The organism is Candidatus Methylomirabilota bacterium (genome assembly GCA_035936835.1).
In the GTDB taxonomy this organism is placed as follows: domain Bacteria; phylum Methylomirabilota; class Methylomirabilia; order Rokubacteriales; family CSP1-6; genus AR37.
On the sequence record DASYVT010000203.1, the window covers coordinates 14,373 to 33,312 of the forward strand.

The window sequence follows — 18,940 nt, forward strand, 5'->3', positions numbered from 1 at the left end:
CAACTCAGCCCTCGCCTCGCGGCTGGGCCGCTCAGCTCGAACGGCGACCCCCAACAGCACGGGAGTTCGTGGGCATCCCCCGCTGCCCCGGCCGGCTTGCTGCCCCCCGCGAGGTCACGAGGACGCCCGTCAAGCCAAGTAGGCTATAGTCGAGGGGTATGCGTGGCGTGTGGGAGTGGTGCCTGAAATACCTGCCTGAGGACCGGACCAACCGGTATCTCGTCGTCACGGTCATCGTGTCGGTGCTCTTCCACATCCTCATCGGCGTGGGGCTGATCGTGGGCGGCGACATCGAGCAGCGGAAGATCATGGCCAAGCGCGGCGAGGCGCTCCTCGTGGACATGGCTCCCGACAAGCCGAAAGAGTCGGCCCCGCTCGGCGATCCTTCGCGCCCGGCGGTCCCCAACATACCTGAGCCGCCACGCCGGGCCGCGCCTCCGGCGCCCCCGGCTCCCAAGGCCGCGCCGACGCCACCGGCGCCCGCGGCTCCGCCGGCGCCCGCGGCTCCCAGAGTCGCGGAAGCTCCCAAGGCCGCGCCCAAGGCGCCGCCCGCGGCGCCCAAGTCCGCCGATCCCGGCCCAGCGCCCAAGGCGGCTCCGCCGACCCCAGCTCCCGACCAAGGTCAGAGTGCGAAAGCTGCGCCACAACCGCCCGCGGCGCAGCCTCAGCCGCCGGTGCAGCCTCCCGCGCCGGCCGCCGATCCGCGCGTCGCCTCGGCGCCGCCACAGCCTCCGCCCGCGGCGGCGATGTTCCGTCGGGGAGGGGGAGGAGGGCTCAAGGGCGGCCGAGGAGGCATCGAGGGCGAGGCGATCCCGCTCGACACGCCCGAGCCGAAGTTCCAAGACTACTTCAACCAGATCCGCGAACGGATCAAGAGTAAGTGGATCTACCCGTACGAGGCTTCCAGCCGCGGTATCGAGGGCGAGCTGCAGATCGAGTTCGGCATCGCGAAGAGCGGGGAGCTCCAGTTCATCGAGAGGCGCCGCTCCTCGGGCGTCGAGATCCTCGACGACTATGCCATGCGCGCCGTCCAGCTGGCCTCGCCCTTCCCGCCCGTGCCGGACGCGATCTCCAAGGGCGGCCTGCCCATCAACGGGAGCTTCCGCTACCATATCCTCGGCTCCGGCCTCATCAACAACTACCTGCGTTGAGCCCCCGGAACGGGGACGGTGCCCTTGACAGCCGTGTCGGCTATCCTGTAGTCTCGGTTGTACTTTTTGGCGTAGGCTCGTAGCTCAGCGGGAGAGCGCTACCTTGACACGGTAGAGGTCGGCGGTTCGACACCGCCCGAGCCTACCATTTACTCCACCAGTCGTTGAGGAGTGCACATCGTCGGGAACGGGCAGCACGTGTGTGGTTGAGGGAGTGCGAAGCATCACCGGGCGCAATCCCCGTGATGCTTTTCTGTGTTTAATGACTGGACGCAAGGCACAGACATGATCAAGTCCGAAGAGGATCGGCACCTCAAGCTCGCTGGGGAGACGGACTGCGCCCCGGAGCCGCTGCCGACTCTCCGCCACTCGACGGCGCATCTGATGGCCCAGGCCGTCACGCAGATCTTCCCCGAGGTCAAGGTCGCCATCGGTCCGGCCATCCAGGACGGCTTCTACTACGATTTCGCGAAGCCCGCGCCCTTCACGCCCGAGGACCTCGAGCGCATCGAAGCCGGGATGCGGGAGCTGGCGAAGCAGGACCTGCCCTTCAGCCGCGAGGAGATGGCGCGCGACAAGGCGATCCGCTTCTTCGAGGAGCGCGGCGAGCCCTTCAAGGTCGAGATCCTGCGCGGCATCGACGCGCCCACGGTCTCGTTCTACCGCCAGGGCGACTTCGTGGACCTCTGCCGCGGGCCGCACGTGGCCTCGACCGGGGCGATCCGGTTCTTCAAGCTCCTCTCGTCTTCGGGCGCCTACTGGCGCGGGAGCGAGAAGAACCCGATGCTCCAGCGGATCTACGGCACCGCGTGGCTGACCAAGGAAGAACTGGACCAATACCTGTGGCGGCTCGAAGAGGCCAAGAAGCGCGACCACCGCAAGCTCGGACGTGAGCTCGACCTCTTCGAGTTCCACGACATCTCGCCAGGCGCCCCCTTCTGGCTGCCGGGCGGGATGGTCCTGGTCCGGGAGCTGGAGAAGTTCGCCCGCGAGTCCCTGGATGCCCGAGGCTACCAGGAGATCTCGACGCCCATGCTCGTGAACAAGAAGCTGTGGGAGCAATCGGGACACTGGGACTACTACCAGGACAACATGTTCAAGGTCGAGGTCGAGGACGAGACCTTCAGCCTGAAGCCGATGAACTGTCCCGAGTCGACGTACGTGTATCGGCGGACGGTGCGGTCGTACCGCGATCTGCCGATCCGCTATTCCGAGATGGGCCGCTGCCACCGCAACGAGCGCTCCGGCACGCTCACCGGCCTGATCCGCGTGCGGCAGTTCACCCAGGACGACGCGCACATTTATTGCCGCCCGGACCAGCTCCAGGCGGAGATCACGGACCTGCTGGACCTCGTGCGCGAGTGGTACGGGACCTTCGGCCTCCGGCCGTCGTACCGTCTCTCGACGCGTCCGGCCGACAAGCTCGGCACGGAGCAGCAGTGGGACCTGGCGGAGGACGGCCTCCACGAGGCGCTGCGCGCGAACGGTCTCGCCTACGACCAGGACAAGGGCGGCGGGGCCTTCTACGGGCCGAAGATCGATATCGACGTCGAGGACACGCTGGCCCGGCAGTGGCAGCTCGCCACGATCCAGGTCGATCTGACGATGCTGCCCGAGCGCATGGGGTGCGAGTACATCGACACCGACGGCCAGCCCAAGCGGCCGGTCGTGATCCACCGCGTCATCTTCGGCTCCTACGAGCGCTTCATCGCCATCCTGACCGAGCATTTCGCCGGCGCGTTCCCGACGTGGCTCGCGCCCGTGCAGGCCCGCGTCCTGCCCGTGAGCGAGAAGCACGCCGAGTACGGCAAGGCCGTGCACGCGCGGCTGCGCGCAGCCGGGCTCCGTGCCCACCTCGACGACCGCAACGAGAAGCTCGGCTACCGCATCCGCGAGGCGCAGGTGCACAAGGTGCCGTACACGCTGGTGGTCGGTGAACGCGAGGCGCAGCAGGACACGGCGAGCCTGCGCCCCCGCGGCAGCGACCAGTCGGCCGTCCTGCCCGTGAACGAAATCCTTGCCGCGTTGGCCGCCGAGATCGGCAGCCGTTCCGCCACCCTCACCGTGGGCCGCTCAGGTTGAGCGCCGCCCGCAGCTAGGAGCCACGCCCATACAGTCCAAGGAGATCCGCATCAACGAGGGCATTCGCGTTCGGGAGGTCCGCGTGGTCAGCGCGGACGGCGAGCAGCTGGGGGTCCTGCCCATCGCGCAGGCGCTGGAGCTGGCGCGGCAGGGGGAGATGGATCTCGTCGAGGTGGCGGCCGAGGCGGCGCCCCCCGTGTGCCGGATCATGGACTTCGGGAAGTACAAGTACATGCAGGCGCGCCGCCAGAAGGACGCGCGGAAGAAGCAGACGACGATCCAGGTGAAGGAGGTCAAGCTCGGGCCCAAGACGGACACTCACGATTTCGATTTCAAGGCGAAGCACGTGAGACGCTTCCTTGAAGAAGGCAACAAGGCCAAGGTGACCGTGCGCTTCAAGGGACGCGAGATGGCCCACACGGAGCTCGGGTGGAAGATGCTGAACAAGATGACGGAGATCATGGCCGACATGGCGATCATCGAGAGCCACCCTCGGATGGAAGGGCGCATGCTCTCCATGATCCTGTCGCCGAAGCCACATTAAGACCCCTCACCCTGCCCTCTCCCCAGAGGGGCGAGGGGAATAAGGAAAGAGGCTCATTATGCCGAAGATGAAGACGAAGCGGGCCGCGGCCAAGCGCCTCAGGGTGACGGCGAGCGGCAAGCTCATGGGCAGGAGCGGTTGGAAGCGGCACCTCTTGGAAGCCAAGAGCCCCAAGCGGCGGCGCAAGCTCCGCGGGCCGAGGTTGATCGCTAAAGCGGACGTGCCGAGACTCAAGCGGCTGGTACCGTACCTATAAGAGCGGGAAGGAGACACTTACATGCCACGGGCAAAGGGCGGGTCCAAGACCCGCCAGCGCAGGAAGAAGGTGCTCAAGAAGGCCAAGGGTTATTTCGGCGGGCGCCGCAAGCTCTACCGCACGGCCGCCGAGACGGTGCTCCGCGCCGGGGCCTTCGCCTACAAGGGCCGCAAGCAGAAGAAGCGCCGCGCGCGCGCGCTCTGGATCATCCGCGTCAATGCCGCGTGCCGGCAGCTGGGTCTCTCCTACTCGGTCTTCATGGCCGGGCTCAAGAAGGCCGGCATCACGCTTGACCGCAAGATCCTGGCCGAGCTCGCCGTCTCGGATCCGCCCGCCTTCGCGAAGCTCGCGTCGATCGTCGCCGCCCAGCGGGGCTGAGCAGGGTGGCAGGGGACCCGCGGGTCCAGGAAATCCTCGACCGGGCCCTGGCGGACATCGCCGGGGCCCGATCCACGTCCGCCCTCGAGCAGCTGCGCGTGCGCGTGCTCGGGCGCTCGGGCGAGCTGACCGCGCTCCTGCGCGGGCTCGGCCAGATCGCCGCCGCCGAGCGCCCGCGGGTCGGCCAGGAGGCCAACCGCGCCAAGGAGCAGATCGAGGAGGCGCTCGCCGCCAGGCTCGAGGCGCTCAAGCCCGAGGAGTACCGCCAGTCGCTCGCCTCCCGGCGCGTGGACCTGACGCTGCCGGGGCGCGCCACCCGGCCCGGCGCCGTCCACCCGATCATCCGCGTCCAGGACGAGATCATCGGGATCTTCGAAGGGCTCGGGTTCTCCGTGGCCGAGGGGCCCGAGGTCGAGAGCGACTACTACAACTTCGCGGCGCTCAACTTCCCCGACGACCACCCCGCGCGCGACATGCAGGACACCTTTCACCTGTCGGCGGACACGCTGCTCCGCACGCACACCTCGCCGGTGCAGATCCGGACCATGAAGGCGCAGCCGCCCCCGGTGCGCGTCATCTGCCCGGGCAAAACGTACCGCCGTGACGCCGACAACACGCATTCCCCGATGTTCCACCAGGTGGAGGGCCTGGCGGTGGACGCCAATATCTCGATGGGCGACCTCAAGGGCACGCTCGAGCTCTTCGCCCGCGAGATGTTCGGCCCGGGCGCCGCGATCCGCTTCCGCCCATCCTTCTTCCCGTTCACGGAGCCCTCGGCGGAGGTGGACGTCCGCTGCTTCGCCTGCGCGGGCGCCGGCTGCCGGGTCTGCTCGCAGTCGGGCTGGCTCGAGATCCTGGGCTCGGGCATGGTGCATCCCAACGTGCTGCGCAATGTCGGCTATGACAGCGAGCAGGTGACGGGCTGGGCCTTCGGCATGGGCGTCGAGCGGGTGGCCATGCTGAAGTACGGGATCGACGACATCCGCCTCTTCTTCGAGAACGACATGCGCTTCTTGGAACAGTTCACCCCGTGAAGATTTCCCACCGCTGGCTGCTCGAGTTCGTCGAGACGGACCTCCCGCCCGCCGCGATCGCCGACCGCCTGGTCAACGCCGGCATCGAGGTGCCCTCCGTCTCGCCGCTCGTCGAGGGGCTCTCTGGCGTGGTCGTCGGCGAGATCGAGGCGATCGAAAAAGACCTGGGCGTCACACCCGCCGGCCACCACAATCGCCTCTGCCGGGTCGCGCTGCCCAACAAGAAATTCTCGGTGATCTGCGGCGCGCCCAATGCCGCTGCCGACCTCCGCACAGCGTTCGCGCCTCCCGGAGCTACCCTGCCCGGAGGCCGCGCGATCAAGGCCGCGAAGATCCGCGGCACGGTCTCCGAAGGGATGCTCTGCTCCGAGCTGGAGCTCGGCATCGGCCAGGACGGCTCGGTCATCCTCGAGCTGCCCGCCGACGCGCCGCTCGGCGCCCCGCTCATCCAGTACCTGGGCCTCGATGACACCATCCTCGAGATCGAGATCACCCCGAACCGCCCCGACGCGCTCAGCATCGTCGGCGTGGCGCGGGAAGTCGCGGCGCTCACGGGCGCGCCCTTCCGCTTCCCGCAGATCGCGGTCAAGGAAGGGGAGACCGAGGCAGCAATGCTCGCGACGGTCGAGATCCTCGACCCCGACCTCTGCCCGCGCTATGCCGCGCGCGTCATCACCGGCCTCACGGTCAAGCCCTCGCCGCCGTGGCTCGCCCAGCGGCTCCGCGCGGTGGGCCTGCGGCCCATCAACAACCTCGTGGACGTGACGAACTACGTCCTCTGGGAGATGGGCCAGCCGCTCCACGCCTTCGACTACGACACCATCTCCCAGCACGCGATCGTGGTGCGGCGGGCGCGGCCGGGCGAGCGGCTCCGGACGCTCGACGGGCAGGACAGAGCGCTCGAGCCCGACATGCTGATGATCTGCGATCCCGAGCGCGCCGTCGCCATCGGCGGCGTCATGGGCGGCGGCCACACCGAGGTGACGGCGGCCACGACGACGGTGCTGCTCGAGAGCGCCTACTTCAACCCTGGCTCCGTCCGCCGGACCGCGCGCGCTCTCGGGCTGCACACCGACGCCGCGTACCGCTTCGAGCGCGGCGCCGACATCGAAGGGCTCCGCGAGGCTCTCGACCGCGCCGCCCAGCTCATGGCAGACCTCGGCGGCGGCGCGGTCGCCAAGGGCGTCGTCGATGTCTACCCGGGGCCGAAGCCCCGCCCGCGCATCGCGCTTCGCCGCTCGCGCATCGACCGGCTCATCGGCGCCTGCCCACCCAGCGAGGAGGTCGTGAGGATCCTCCAGGCGCTGGGCTTCGCCGTCGATGACTCGGGGGTCGCGCTCCAGGTCGTGGTGCCGAGCTTCCGGCGCGACATTGCCCAGGAGGACGACCTGGTCGAGGAGATCATCCGCGTCTGGGGCTACGATAAGATCCCCTCGACGCTGTCGAAGGGCAGCCAGCTCCAGCCCGTGACGCGCCCCGCCGATCTCACGCTCTCAGGCAACGTGACGGCCGCGCTGACTGCGGCGGGCCTCTACCAGGCCGTCACGTATGCCTTCGTCGATCCCGGGCGCCTCGCGGCGATGGGTTGGAGCGCGCCCGAGGCCCTGATCGCGCTCCAGAACCCGATCTCCGTCGAGCGCTCCGTCCTGCGCCCGTCGCTGGCCCCGGGGCTCCTCGAGGTGGTCGCGCTCAACGGCAGCCGCCAGATCCCCGACGTGCGCGTGTTCGAGATCGGCCAGACCTTCGCTCCCCATCGGGATGAAGACGGAGATTGTCCCGCCCACGAAGAGCTCTGGGTCGCTGTGGTGCTGACGGGGCAGCGCGCGGCCCGCGCCTGGCACGCGGGCCGCGAGCGCGCGGACGTCTACGACGCGAAGGGCGCCGCCGAGCTGGTCGTGGGCGCCGCGGGAGTGGGCGAGGCGGGCGTCACGCCCTATGTGGCCGGCAAGGGCCCGCGCTATCTCGAGGAGGGTCGCGCGGCCGCGCTCACCGCCGGCGACCGCGAGATCGGCTGGTTCGGCGAGGTCGCGCTCCACGTGCGTGAGGCCTTCGACCTGCCGGCGCCGCTCTTCCTCGCCGAAGTGTCGCTGACCGCGCTGCTCGCGCTGCCGCGTCGCGAGATCCGCTACGAGCCGCTGCCGCGCTTCCCGGCCGTCCAGCGGGACCTCGCGGTCGTCGTGCCGACCGAGGTGACGGCGGGGCAGGTCGAGGCCGCGATCCGCGCGATGACGCTGCCGCTCCTGTCGCGGATCACGCTCTTCGACGTCTACGAGGGCGGCCAGGTCGGCGCCGGCAAGCGGAGCCTCGCCTGGAGCCTGACCTTCCAGGCGGCCGACCGCACGCTCACCGACAAGGAAGTCAATGATCTCCACGCCAAGATCGTCGCCGAGATCGGCCGCCGCTTCGCGGCCGAGATCAGGGGGGTGTCATGACCGAGCCGCTCGGGGAGCGACTGGAGGAGCTCGAGAAGGCCGTCAGACGCGCGGCGGAAGTCATCGCGACGCTCCGCAAGGAGCGCGACACGCTCGTGTCGAAGGCGGGGGCGGGCGACGCCGACCGCGCCGAGCTTCAGCGCCTGCGCCAGGAGCGCAAGGAGACGCTGTCGCAGGTCAACGCCATGCTCAAAGAGATGGAGAAGCTCGACCTATGAGCGAGATGCAGCGGGTCGAGGTCGAGATCCTCGGGCAGAAGTACACGATCAGGAGCGAGGCCGATCCCAAGTATGTCCGCGACCTCGCGGCCTACGTCGAGAAGCGCGTCAAGAGCGTGGAAGGGCAGATGCGCGGCCAGGACCCCGTCAAGGCGCTGGCGCTGGCGGCGCTGTATATCGCCGACGAGCTGTTCCGCGCCCGCGAGGAGCTGTCCAAGTTCGAGGGCGACCTGCCCAAGCGCATCGGGGCGATGGTGGACCTGCTCGAGGCGATCGTCCCCGCCAAGGGCCAGCGGTAGCCGAAGTATCTCTTGACTGGGTGGGGCCCCCGGGGGTACACAGGGGAAGCCCTGCGCTGTTTGTGATGTCGGGGGGAAGTTTCAACCTCGATACACATGAGGACGCCGCTCAAGAGGGTGGTGCGCATGCCCCTCACACGAGGGGAAGCCTGAAGCCCTCCATTTTGGCGCCCACCTGGCTTGCCAGGTTCGAAACACCGTCGGCACACGGCAGAGGCGGGGCGCCTCCTTCGTTGACTTTCCTTCCGCAAAGAGTCTATACTTTCGATGGTTTTTCGCTGTCGCGAAGGTCCTGATCGTCCTTATCAGTCCGGGGCCGTCCCCGGTTGGAGATAGCAATGGACGTCAAGCTTGTCCTGATCATCCTGGTTCCGCTCGTCGCCCTCCTGGCTCTCTTCGTCGGCTACATGGGACACAAGCTCGCGACCGCCCGCAGGCTCGGCGACGCCGAGACACGCGCCAAGCGCATCCTCGACGACGCCCAGCGCGCCGTGGAGCAGACGCGCGCGGAGGCCGAGGGCAAGTTCCGCGAGGGCGAGGCCCGCATCCGCACCGTCGAGCTCGAGGCCAAGGAGACGGCGCTCAAGGCGCGCAGCGAGCTCGAGCAGGAGACGCGCGCGCGCCAGAAGGAGATCCAGGAGGTCGAGCGCCGCGTGGTCCAGCAGGAAGAGCAGCTGGCCCGCCAGCTCGACCAGCTCGACCGGCGAGAGAGCGAGATCCAGTCTCGCGACCGCGCGCTGGGCGAAAGGGACAAGAGCATTGTCGCGAAAGAGGCGCAGCTGAATTCCGCGCTCGATGACCAGCGGAGGAAGCTCGAGGGCATCGCCGGTCTCACCGCGGAAGAGGCCAAGCGGCAGCTCATGGCCCAGGTCGAGGTCGAGTCCCGTCGCGAGGCCCAGCTCCTCGGGATGCGGCTCGAGGAGGAGGCGAGGGAGACCGCCCAGGTCAAGGCGAGGGAAGTCCTGGCCACGACGATCCAGCGGCTGGCGCCCGACTACACGGTCGAGACCGCGGTGTCCATCGTGAACCTGCCGTCGGACGACATGAAGGGGCGCATCATCGGCCGCGAGGGGCGAAACATCCGCGCGCTCGAGCTACACACGGGGGTGGACCTGATCGTCGACGACACGCCCGAGGCTGTCCTCATCTCCGCGTACGACCCGTATCGTCGGGAGATCGCGAGGCTGGCGCTCCAGAAGCTGATCGCCGACGGGCGCATCCACCCGGCGCGCATCGAGGAGGTCGTCGAGAAGGTCAAGAAGGAGATGGAGGACCACCTCAAGGAAGAGGGCGAGAAGGCCTGCTTCGAGGTGGGCGTCCACGGACTGCACCCCGAGCTCGTCAAGCTCGTGGGGCGCATGAAGTTCCGAACTTCGTACGGCCAGAATTGCCTCCAGCACTCGAAGGAAGTCGCCTGGCTCGCGGGCATGATGGCGGCCGAGATCAAGGCCGACGTCAAGCTGGCCAAGCGCATGGGGCTGCTCCACGACATCGGCAAGGCGCTCACGCACGAGCAGGAGGGCAGCCACCCGGAGCTCAGTCTGCAGGTGCTGACCAAGTACGGCGAGTCGCCGCAGATCATCAACGCCGCGCTCTGCGGCCACGAGAACGTCGAGCCCGAGACCATCGAGGCGGTGCTGACCGAGGCGGCCGATGGCATCTCCGCGGCCCGGCCCGGCGCGCGCCGCGATGTCCTCGAGAGCTACATCAAGCGCCTGGCCAAGCTCGAGGAGATCGCCATGTCCTACAAGGGCGTGGAGATGTGCTACGCGATCCAGGCCGGGCGCGAGCTCCGCGTCATGACCAAGTCCGAGCAGATCTCCGACCTCGACGCCCACCAGCTGGCCAAGGACATCTCCAAGCGCATCGAGGCCGAGATGCAGTACCCCGGCCACATCAAGGTCATCGTCATCCGCGAGACACGCGCGGTGGAAGTGGCGAAGTGAAGCGCCCAACGAGGATCCCTCTGGTGGCGACGCGGATGCTCAATGCCTAAGCCGCTCACCATCCTCTGCGTCGGCGACGTCTTCGGAGAGCCGGGGCGCAAGGCCGTGCACGCGCTCCTGCCGCGCCTCCGCAAGCAGCACGAGGCCGACCTGGCCATCGTCAACGTGGAGAACGCCGCGGCCGGCTTCGGGGTTACGCCGCTGATCGCGCGGACGTTCCTCGAGCATGGTGTAGACGTGATGACCTCCGGCAACCACATCTGGGACAAGAAGGAGATCATCGAGTACATCGGGAAGGAGAACCTGCTCCTCCGCCCGGCCAACTTCCCGGCGGGCGCCCCCGGTGTCGGCCACGTGACCGTCAAGGCGGGCCCGCACAAGGTCGCGGTGCTGAACCTCATGGGGCGCGTGTTCATGCTGCCCATCGACTGCCCGTTCCAGAAAGCCGACGAGATCCTGCCGGAGCTCCGCAAGGACACGCCGATCATCATCGTGGACATGCACGCCGAGGCGACGAGCGAGTCGCAGGCCATGGGCTGGTATCTCGACGGGCGGGTCAGCGCCGTGGTGGGGACGCACCGGCACGTGCAGACCGCGGACGAGCGCGTGCTGCCGCAGGGCACCGCCTACATCACCGACCTCGGCATGACGGGTCCGACCGACTCCGTCATCGGCGTGGACAAGGACCTCGCGCTCCAGCGCTTCCTCTCGCAGATGCCGAACCGCTTCGAGCCCGCCAAGGGCCCAGTCGCCCTCCACGGCGTCGTGATCCGGATCGACCCTGACACGGGCCGGGGGCTGTCCATCGAGCGGCTGCGCGTCCCTCTCCCCGACTAAGGCCGGTGCAGATCCTCGAGGGCAAGGCGGTCGCGGCGAAGGTCCTGGCCGAGGTCAAGGCCGGCGTCGCCGCCCTCACAGCCAGGACCGGCGTCCAGCCGACGCTCGCGGTCGTCCTGGTCGGCGAAGACCCCGCGTCCCAGATCTACGTCCGCAACAAGAAGCGCGCGGCCGACGACGTCGGCATCGCCTCGCGCGACTTCCTCTTCCCCGCCGGCTGCTCCCAGGCGGAGCTGTCCGAAACTATCCGGAAGATAAACGGAGACTCATCCGTCCACGGCATCCTCCTCCAGCTGCCGCTGCCCAAGGGGCTGGACGAGAACGAAGCCGTCAATGCCATCGCCCCCGCCAAGGACGCCGACGGCCTGCACCCGGTGAGCCTGGGCAATCTGCTGGCGGGCAAGCCCTCCATGGTCCCGTGCACGCCCGCCGGCTGCCTCGAGATCCTGGATCATTACGGGATTCCGCTCGAGGGCGCCGAGGCCGTCGTGGTCGGGCGCTCGCGTCTCGTCGGCAAGCCGCTGGCCCAGCTGCTGCTCGCGCGCAATGCGACGGTGACCATGTGCCATACGCGCACGCGCGACCTCGCCGGGCACTGCCGCCGCGCCGACGTCCTCTGCGTGGCCGCGGGCAGGCCGCGATTCATCACCGGTGACATGGTGAAGGAGGGCGCCGTCATCATCGACGTCGGCGTCAACCGCCTCGACACGGGCAAGCTCGCCGGCGACGTGGATTTCGACTCTGCCTCGAAGCGGGCGCGCGCGATCACCCCCGTGCCGGGCGGCGTCGGTCTCATGACCGTGGCCATGCTCATGCGCAACACCCTCCTCGCGGCCACGCGCCAGCTGGGTGTCTCGTGACCGCTCTGTCCCCCTCACCCTGCCCTCTCCCCAAAGGGGAGAGGGGTTCGGATGGTGCCATTGGGGCGGGGGTAGGGATTACTAGGGTCTCCCTCTCCCCCATCGGGGGAGAGGGCAGGGTGAGGGGGCAGGTTCACGAGCATCTGCGTCGTTACGCGCGTCGACTTCGACGCGACCAGACGGATGCGGAGAGGAGCTTGTGGTCGCGACTTCGGGATCGCGGACTCGTCGGCGCAAGATTTCGGCGCCAGCATCCCATCGGCCCCTTCATCTCAGACTTTTGCTGCACCGAAGCCAGGCTGGTCATTGAGCTCGACGGCGGCCAGCACGCGCTGCGGCTGCGTGAAGATCAGGCACGCACGAAGTACCTCGAGTCCCAGGGGTACGTCGTCCTCCGCTTCTGGGACAACGAGGCCCTGACGAATACGGAAGGAGTACTTGACCGCATCGTTGAGGCGCTCGGCGTCAAAGGATCTCCCCCCTCGCCTTCTCTCCCCTCACCCTGCCCTCTCCCCAAAGGGGAGAGGGGTTCGAGAGGGCGCGCATGAGCGAGGGTGAGCGGCGGGTTTTCACGGTTTCGGAGCTGACGGTGCGGCTCAAGGCGGCGCTCGAGGAGGCGTTCCCGGCCGTCTGGGTCGAGGGGGAGATCTCGAACCTGCGCACGCCCGGCTCGGGCCACGCCTACTTCACGCTCAAGGACGAGGGCGCGCAGCTCTCGGCCGTCCTCTTCCGCGGGCGGGGCAGGCGCGTGCGCTTCGATCTCGAAGACGGCATGCAGGTGCTGGCCTTCGGCGGGCTCGACGTCTACGCCGCCCGCGGACAGTACCAGCTGGTCGTCGAGATGATGGAGCCCAAGGGCCTCGGCGCGCTCCAGCTTGCCTTCGAACAGCTCAAGCGCAAGCTCGAGGCGGAAGGCCTTTTCGACGAGGGGCGCAAGCGGCCGCTGCCGGCCTTTCCCCGCGTGATCGGCGTCGTCACGTCGCCCACGGGCGCCGCCATCCGGGACATCCTCAACATCATCGGGCGCCGCTTCGGCGACCTGCGCATCCTCATCGCGCCCGTCCGCGTGCAGGGCGACGAGGCGCCCGGCGAGATCGTCAAGGCTTTGGAGAATCTCCAGACGGTTCCGGATCTCGACGTCGTCATCGTCGGGCGGGGAGGGGGCTCGGTCGAGGACCTCTGGGCCTTCAACGACGAGGGCGTCGCGCGCGCCATCGCGGCCTGCCGCGTGCCCGTGATCTCCGCCGTCGGCCACGAGACGGATTTCACCATCGCGGATTTCGTGGCCGACCAGCGCGCGCCGACCCCTTCGGCAGCGGCCGAGCTCGTGGTGCGGGAGAAGCTCGTGGTGATCGAGACGCTCGCCGATCTCTACGCGCGGCTCAAGCAGGCGGTCACCGCCGAGGTCGCGGCGTACCGGGAACGCGTCGAGTTCCTGAGCCGCCGCCGCGTGCTGACGGATCCCGCGCGCGCGCTCCGCGATCTCCACCGCCGCCTCGACGAGCTCCAGGGCCGCCTGCGCCTAGGCCTCCGCTCGAGCCAGCGCCAGGTCAGGCACCGCGTGGCGCTCGCCACCGGCGCCTTGCGCTCACGTAATCCCTTGGCTAGGATTGCCGGCGGCGCGGCGCTGCTCGTCCAGCTGAGGGGCCGGCTCGTGGCCGCGGCCGCGCACAGCATGAAGGCGTCGCGCTCCCGCTTCGCCGAGACGGTCGGCCGGCTCGAGAGCCTCTCGCCTTTGGGAGTGCTGGCGCGCGGATACAGCCTGACGCGCCTGCCCTCGGGGGCCGTCGTGCGGAGCGCCGGGCAGGTCGCCGTGGGCGACCCCCTCGAGATCCTCCTGTACCAAGGCGCGCTCGGGGCGCGCGTGACCGACGTCAAGGAACGGGATGAAAGACATCAAGTTTGAGGACGCGGTTCAGCGGCTCGAGCAGATCGTGGACCAGCTCGAGGCCGGCGACCTGCCGCTCGAGCAGTCGCTCAAGGTTTTCGAAGAGGGCGTCGCGCTCGCCCGCCGCTGCGCCAAGTACCTCGAGGAGGCCGAGAAGCGCATCGAGCTCCTGACCAAGGACGAGTCGGGGCTGCTCAAGGTCGAGCCCTTCGAGTGGGACAAGGACGCCCAGTCATGAAGATCCACCAGCCGTGACGATGGGGCAGTCGTGAGCTTCGATCTCGCCGCCTACATGGCCGAGCAGACCCGCGCCGTCGACCAGGCGCTCGGCCGCTTCCTGCCGGCCGAGTCGGCGCCGCCCGAGACGCTCCACCGGGCCATGCGGTACAGCGTCTTCGCCGGCGGCAAGCGCCTGCGTCCCGTCCTCGTCATCGCCGGCGCCGAGGCGGTCGGCGGCAGCCCGGACGACGTCATGCCGACGGCCTGCGCCGTGGAGATGATCCACACGTACTCGCTGATCCACGACGATTTGCCCGCCATGGACAACGACGACTTCCGTCGCGGCGTGCCGACCAACCACAAGGTTTTCGGAGAGGCCCTCGCCATCTTGGCGGGGGACGCGTTGCTGACACTGGCGTTCCGCCTGCTGGCCGACAATGTGCCGGCCACGTCGAGCGGGCCGCGGCTCCGTGACGTCCTCGTCGAGATCGCCGACGCCGCGGGAAGCCCGGGCATGGTCGGCGGACAGGTGGCCGACATCGAGTGCGAGGGCAAACCGGCCGACGCGGAAATCGTGGACTACATCCACACGCACAAGACGGCCGCCCTGATCCGCGCCTCGATCCGCGCCGGCGCCATCCTGTCGGGCGCGACGCCGGCCCAGCTCGACGCCCTCGGTGTCGTGGGCGGCGCTCTCGGGCTGGCCTTCCAGATCATGGACGACATTCTCGACGTCACCGCGACCACGGAAGAGCTCGGCAAGACGGCCGGCAAGGACCAGGCGCAGCAGAAGGCGACGTACCCGGCCGTCCACGGCATCGAGGTCTCCCGCCGCCGGGCGCAGGCCCTCGTCGCCGAGGCGCACGCGGCGCTCGCGCCCTTCGGCCCGCGGGCGCTGCCGCTCAAGGAGCTCGGCACCTTCATGATCGAGCGGAAGGCCTGAGCGTGTCCGAGATCCGCACCGTCCACGCCCGCGAGATCCTCGACTCGCGCGGCAATCCCACGGTCGAGGTCGAAGTCTGGCTCGACTCGGGCGCCTTCGGCCGCGCCATGGTGCCCTCGGGCGCCTCGACGGGCACGCGCGAGGCCGTCGAGCTGCGCGACGACGACGACACCCGCTACGGCGGCAAGGGCGTGCGCCAGGCGGTGCGCAACGTGACGGAGACCATCGCCCCCGAGGTCGAAGGTCTCGAGGCGACGGAACAGGCCGCCGTGGACCGCGCGCTGCTCGAGCTCGACGGCACGCCGAACAAGTCGGGCCTCGGCGCCAATGCGCTCCTCGGCGTGTCGCTGGCCGTCGCGCGCGCCGGCGCCGACGAGTGCGGCCTGCCGCTCTACCAGTACCTGGGCGGGCCGGGCGCCCGGATCATGCCGGTGCCCATGATGAACGTGCTCAACGGCGGCGCGCACGCCGACAACGGCCTGGACATCCAGGAGTTTATGATCGTGCCCGCGGGGGCGGGCTCCTTCGGCGAGGCCCTCCGGGTCGGCGTCGAGGTCTTCCACGCACTTCGGAAGCTGCTCAAGGACAAGGGCCTCTCGACGGGCGTGGGCGACGAGGGCGGCTTTGCCCCGAGCCTGCCCGGCAACGAAGCGGCGCTCGACTTCGTGCTGCGCGCCATCGAGCGCGCCGGTTACCGGCCCGGGGAGGACGTCTTCCTCGCCCTCGACCCGGCGGCAAGCGAGTTCGGCAAGCACGGGCGCTACCGCCTGCGCGCCGATCGCGCCGACAAGTCCCGCGAGGAGATGATCGCGTTTTACGAGCAGCTCCTCTCGCGCTACCCCATCTGCTCGATCGAGGACGGCCTGGGCGAGGACGACTGGGAGGGGTGGCGGGCGCTGACCCAGCGGCTGGGCTCGCGCATCCAGATCGTGGGCGACGACATCTTCGTCACCAGCCCGGCCATCCTCCAGGAGGGCATCCGCAAGGGGATCGCGAATGCGATTCTCGTCAAGCTGAACCAGATCGGCACGCTGACCGAGACGCTCGAGACGATCGAGCTGGCCAAGCGCGCCGGCTACGGCACGATCATCTCGCACCGCTCGGGCGAGACCGAGGACACCTTTGTCGCGGACCTGGCCGTCGCCGTCAACGCCGGGCAGATCAAGACCGGCTCGCTCTCCCGCGGCGAGCGCACCGCGAAATACAACCAGCTCCTGCGCATCGAGGAGGAGCTGGGCCCGTCCGCCGTCTGGCCCGGGCGGGCCGCCTTCGGGAGCCGGGCCCGGTGAACGTGCGCTCGCTGCGTCTCCTCCGCACGGCGGTGCTGGCGGTGCTGGCTGTCTCGTTCGCGGCCTACGGTGGGCAGAGCCTCACGCGCGTGTGGACGCTCAAGAAGGAAGTCGAGAACCTCGAGCGCGAGGTGGGCGCGCTCCGCGCCGAGACCGTGCGGCTGACGGCCGACGTGGACCGCCTCCGGACCGATCCCGACTACATCGAGCAGATCGCCCGCGACAAGCTCGGGCTGGTCAAGCCCGGCGACCGCGTGCTCAAGCTGCCGCCGGCCTCCGGAAGCCGCTAGACCACCGGGGTCCCATGGACGCGCTCCTGCCCATCCTGTTCGTCGCCGCCCTCGTCTTGAACGTCCGCGCGTCCTTCAAGCTGGGCCTCGACTGGCGCGGCATGCTGACGACCGTGCGCTTCGTCCGCGACGCCTACGCGCGCCGTTCCGCGCTGCCGACCGAGGAGGCGCTCGAGCACGACCCCCAGGCGCCCATCTTCCTCCACCTCGTCCCGGCCTTCCAGGAGCCCGACATCGCGGGCACGGTCAAGGCCCTGTGCGCCTCGCGCTACCCGCACCCGGGCCTCCATGTCGTCGTCGTGACCAAGGAGGACGAGGAGCGCGCGCCGCATCCGGCCATGGGCGTGAGCACGGGCGAGCTGGTGCGCCGGCTCCGCGAGACTCTGCAGCCCTATCAGCAGAAGCGCCTCGCGCATCTCATCATGCCGGGCCCCGGCCGCAAGGCGCAGCAGCTCAACTGGGCGCTCCGCCCCGAGGCCCTCCGCGAGATCCTGGGCGACTCCTTCGACCCGTCGCGCGTCTTCGTCGGCGTGAGCGACGCCGACTCGGTCCCCGACCCGGACACGTACCGATGGATCGCGGAGCGCGAGCTCGGGGGGCAGGGGAGTCTCGCGTACCAGGGCATCACGCTGTCGCTCGCCAACTACGACCGGCTCGACATCCGCGGAAAGATCTGCGCCATCCAGCAGTCGTCCATCTTCATCCGCGTCTCGATCGCGCGGCTCATCAACGAGGTCGAGCGGGTGCGGCTGTTCGACGGCTTCCGCGCGAGGTTCCCGCGGCTCGGGCGCCTCGCGCGCCCTGCCTTCGAGCTGTGCTTCCGCCGCTCCCAGATCTGTCTCGGCCACAACCAGTTCGTGCGCCTGGACGTCATGGAGTCCCTGGGCGGCTTCCCGACCTCGGGCGCCACGGAGGACTCCACGCTCGGCTACGCGCTGGGCGCGCGCGGCATCCTGATCCAGGCGACGCCGATGGTCGAGCTGACGGATCTGCCCGAGACGCCCGACAAGATGGTCCGCCAGAACGCGCGCTGGTACCTGGGCGTGCTCGACGACATCCCGTTCCTGCGGCGCGTCTTCCGCGAGCGCCCGACAGCCTTCAACCTGGCCCAACTGGTCCGGCACGTCGGCAACAAGGTCGTCGAGTGGCCGATCGCCGCGCTCGTGTATCCGGCGACGGGCTACCTCGGCTGGTGGCTCGCCTACATGTACCGCGGCCGCCATCCGTGGCTCTTCTACCTGGCGACGGGCGCGCCGACGCTCTCGCTGATCCTGACCGTGTGGGTGGGCGGCATCGTCACCCAGAACCTCGTCGAGGAGCTGAGGCCGTATCTTCCGCGCGAGGTGGACCTGCGCCGCAAGAGCCTCAAGGAGAAGTTCCTCGGCACCTTCCGCTGCCAGACGTACTGGCTGCTGGCGACGCGCGGCGCCTGGCGCGTGCTCTGGAGCATCGCCCGCACCGGCCGCTACGAGCCGGGCAAGACCGACCGCGTTACGCACGCCGGCGGCGCCTGAGCAGTATCCAGGAGACGCACATGGCCGACCGCATCCCGCTCATGGAGATCGGCACGCTGCAGTCGCGCCTCGGCGACCTCAAGGCCAGGAAGGGCGCCCCGCCGTGGTCGGAAGCGATGGTGATGACCGACGACATCCAGGCCTTCATCATCTGCCACGCCCCCGGGCATCCGAACGACACGCACTACCACCTGCACGACGAGTGGTGGGTGGTGCTGCAGGGCGAGATCGACTGGCACATCGAGGACGCGCCCGAGACTGTCCACGCGCGAGCGGGCGACTTCGTCTTCGGCCCCAAGAACCGCTGGCACCACGTCGAGCCGGTGGGCAGCGAGTCCACCATCCGTGTCGCCATCAACGCGCGCGGCGAGTTCCACCGCTACGACCGCCCCGGCTGCAAACCCCTGTGATGTCTCCCTCTGACGGCTCCCTCTCCCCGCTGGGGAGAGGGCCGAAGTTCGAGCCGAGACGCTCGCTTCGAGCGGTGAGGCGAGGGCTGAGAGGGTAAGGGACGACGTTGACACGACGCCCCACCTCGGTTACCCTCTGATTTGTCACCGCGGGGTGGAGCAGCCCGGTAGCTCGTTGGGCTCATAACCCAAAGGTCGTCGGTTCAAATCCGACCCCCGCAACCACCGCAAGCCCCCGAGATCAAACAGGTCCCGGGGGCTTCGCGCTTCCCCCCTGACTCCGGCGACCCCGTCAACTCTCCGCGTTCTCTCCGCGTTCGGGAACTCGGACGGCCTCCGGCGCGCGGCGC

General features: G+C 69.2%; 20 protein-coding genes, 2 tRNA genes and 1 other RNA gene. All 23 read left to right on the forward strand.

Features of this window, described 5'->3' with window-relative positions; all coding sequences use genetic code 11:
- Window positions 1-158: 158 nt before the first annotated feature.
- The 23 genes from VGV06_18320 (at window position 159) to VGV06_18430 (ending at window position 18,815) form a co-directional block, all read left to right on the forward strand.
- On the forward strand, window positions 159-1,151 hold the full coding sequence (locus VGV06_18320) for an energy transducer TonB (protein ID HEV2057102.1): 993 nt from the start codon (window positions 159-161) through the stop codon (window positions 1,149-1,151).
- Window positions 1,152-1,224: 73 nt separating this feature from the next.
- Window positions 1,225-1,299: transfer RNA gene (locus VGV06_18325), tRNA-Val, on the forward strand.
- Between the two features lie 137 nt (window positions 1,300-1,436).
- Window positions 1,437-3,233: a threonine--tRNA ligase gene (gene thrS, locus VGV06_18330; GenBank protein HEV2057103.1), complete on the forward strand. Its 1,797-nt coding sequence runs from the start codon at window positions 1,437-1,439 to the stop codon at window positions 3,231-3,233.
- 43 nt (window positions 3,234-3,276) lie between these two features.
- A complete protein-coding gene (gene infC, locus VGV06_18335; GenBank protein HEV2057104.1) occupies window positions 3,277-3,777 on the forward strand; it encodes a translation initiation factor IF-3 in 501 nt (166 codons plus the stop codon).
- 67 nt (window positions 3,778-3,844) lie between these two features.
- Window positions 3,845-4,033, forward strand: coding sequence for a 50S ribosomal protein L35 (gene rpmI, locus VGV06_18340; GenBank protein HEV2057105.1), 189 nt, complete (start codon window positions 3,845-3,847; stop codon window positions 4,031-4,033).
- 21 nt (window positions 4,034-4,054) lie between these two features.
- Window positions 4,055-4,411, forward strand: a complete 357-nt coding sequence (rplT, locus tag VGV06_18345; GenBank protein ID HEV2057106.1) for a 50S ribosomal protein L20 — start codon at window positions 4,055-4,057, stop codon at window positions 4,409-4,411.
- 5 nt (window positions 4,412-4,416) lie between these two features.
- Window positions 4,417-5,445 carry a phenylalanine--tRNA ligase subunit alpha gene (gene pheS / locus VGV06_18350; protein ID HEV2057107.1) on the forward strand — a complete coding sequence of 343 codons (1,029 nt, stop codon included), beginning with the start codon at window positions 4,417-4,419 and terminating at the stop codon, window positions 5,443-5,445.
- Window positions 5,442-7,877 (forward strand): phenylalanine--tRNA ligase subunit beta, encoded by a 2,436-nt coding sequence (pheT, locus tag VGV06_18355; protein HEV2057108.1) that lies wholly within the window; start codon window positions 5,442-5,444, stop codon window positions 7,875-7,877. Before pheS ends, pheT begins: the two co-directional genes overlap by 4 nt.
- On the forward strand, window positions 7,874-8,095 hold the full coding sequence (locus VGV06_18360) for a hypothetical protein (protein ID HEV2057109.1): 222 nt from the start codon (window positions 7,874-7,876) through the stop codon (window positions 8,093-8,095). Before pheT ends, VGV06_18360 begins: the two co-directional genes overlap by 4 nt.
- Window positions 8,092-8,394, forward strand: coding sequence for a cell division protein ZapA (locus tag VGV06_18365; GenBank protein HEV2057110.1), 303 nt, complete (start codon window positions 8,092-8,094; stop codon window positions 8,392-8,394). The genes VGV06_18360 and VGV06_18365 overlap by 4 nt, the downstream gene beginning before the upstream one ends.
- A 45-nt stretch (window positions 8,395-8,439) precedes the next feature.
- Window positions 8,440-8,621, forward strand: a non-coding RNA gene (ssrS, locus tag VGV06_18370) — 6S RNA.
- 111 nt (window positions 8,622-8,732) lie between these two features.
- Window positions 8,733-10,340: a ribonuclease Y gene (gene rny, locus VGV06_18375; protein HEV2057111.1), complete on the forward strand. Its 1,608-nt coding sequence runs from the start codon at window positions 8,733-8,735 to the stop codon at window positions 10,338-10,340.
- Window positions 10,341-10,382: 42 nt separating this feature from the next.
- Complete coding sequence (locus tag VGV06_18380; GenBank protein HEV2057112.1) at window positions 10,383-11,177, forward strand: TIGR00282 family metallophosphoesterase; 795 nt, start codon at window positions 10,383-10,385, stop codon at window positions 11,175-11,177.
- 5 nt (window positions 11,178-11,182) lie between these two features.
- Window positions 11,183-12,037 (forward strand): bifunctional methylenetetrahydrofolate dehydrogenase/methenyltetrahydrofolate cyclohydrolase FolD, encoded by an 855-nt coding sequence (gene folD / locus VGV06_18385; GenBank protein HEV2057113.1) that lies wholly within the window; start codon window positions 11,183-11,185, stop codon window positions 12,035-12,037.
- A 119-nt stretch (window positions 12,038-12,156) separates the two neighbouring features.
- Complete coding sequence (locus VGV06_18390) at window positions 12,157-12,585, forward strand: endonuclease domain-containing protein (protein HEV2057114.1); 429 nt, start codon at window positions 12,157-12,159, stop codon at window positions 12,583-12,585.
- Complete coding sequence (gene xseA, locus VGV06_18395) at window positions 12,582-13,943, forward strand: exodeoxyribonuclease VII large subunit (GenBank protein HEV2057115.1); 1,362 nt, start codon at window positions 12,582-12,584, stop codon at window positions 13,941-13,943. The genes VGV06_18390 and xseA overlap by 4 nt, the downstream gene beginning before the upstream one ends.
- Window positions 13,924-14,163 carry an exodeoxyribonuclease VII small subunit gene (locus VGV06_18400; protein HEV2057116.1) on the forward strand — a complete coding sequence of 80 codons (240 nt, stop codon included), beginning with the start codon at window positions 13,924-13,926 and terminating at the stop codon, window positions 14,161-14,163. The genes xseA and VGV06_18400 overlap by 20 nt, the downstream gene beginning before the upstream one ends.
- Window positions 14,164-14,217: 54 nt before the next feature.
- Window positions 14,218-15,087, forward strand: a complete 870-nt coding sequence (locus VGV06_18405; protein ID HEV2057117.1) for a farnesyl diphosphate synthase — start codon at window positions 14,218-14,220, stop codon at window positions 15,085-15,087.
- 2 nt (window positions 15,088-15,089) lie between these two features.
- Window positions 15,090-16,376, forward strand: coding sequence for a phosphopyruvate hydratase (gene eno, locus VGV06_18410; protein HEV2057118.1), 1,287 nt, complete (start codon window positions 15,090-15,092; stop codon window positions 16,374-16,376).
- Window positions 16,373-16,666, forward strand: coding sequence for a septum formation initiator family protein (locus tag VGV06_18415; GenBank protein HEV2057119.1), 294 nt, complete (start codon window positions 16,373-16,375; stop codon window positions 16,664-16,666). Before eno ends, VGV06_18415 begins: the two co-directional genes overlap by 4 nt.
- Window positions 16,667-16,680: 14 nt before the next feature.
- The gene (locus tag VGV06_18420; protein ID HEV2057120.1) at window positions 16,681-18,180 is read left to right on the forward strand and encodes a glycosyltransferase; all 1,500 of its coding nucleotides are present in this window, start codon (window positions 16,681-16,683) and stop codon (window positions 18,178-18,180) included.
- Between the two features lie 20 nt (window positions 18,181-18,200).
- Entirely contained in the window at window positions 18,201-18,590 is a 390-nt protein-coding gene (locus VGV06_18425; GenBank protein HEV2057121.1) for a cupin domain-containing protein, read from the forward strand.
- Between the two features lie 148 nt (window positions 18,591-18,738).
- Window positions 18,739-18,815, forward strand: a tRNA-Met gene (locus VGV06_18430).
- Window positions 18,816-18,940: the final 125 nt, after the last annotated feature.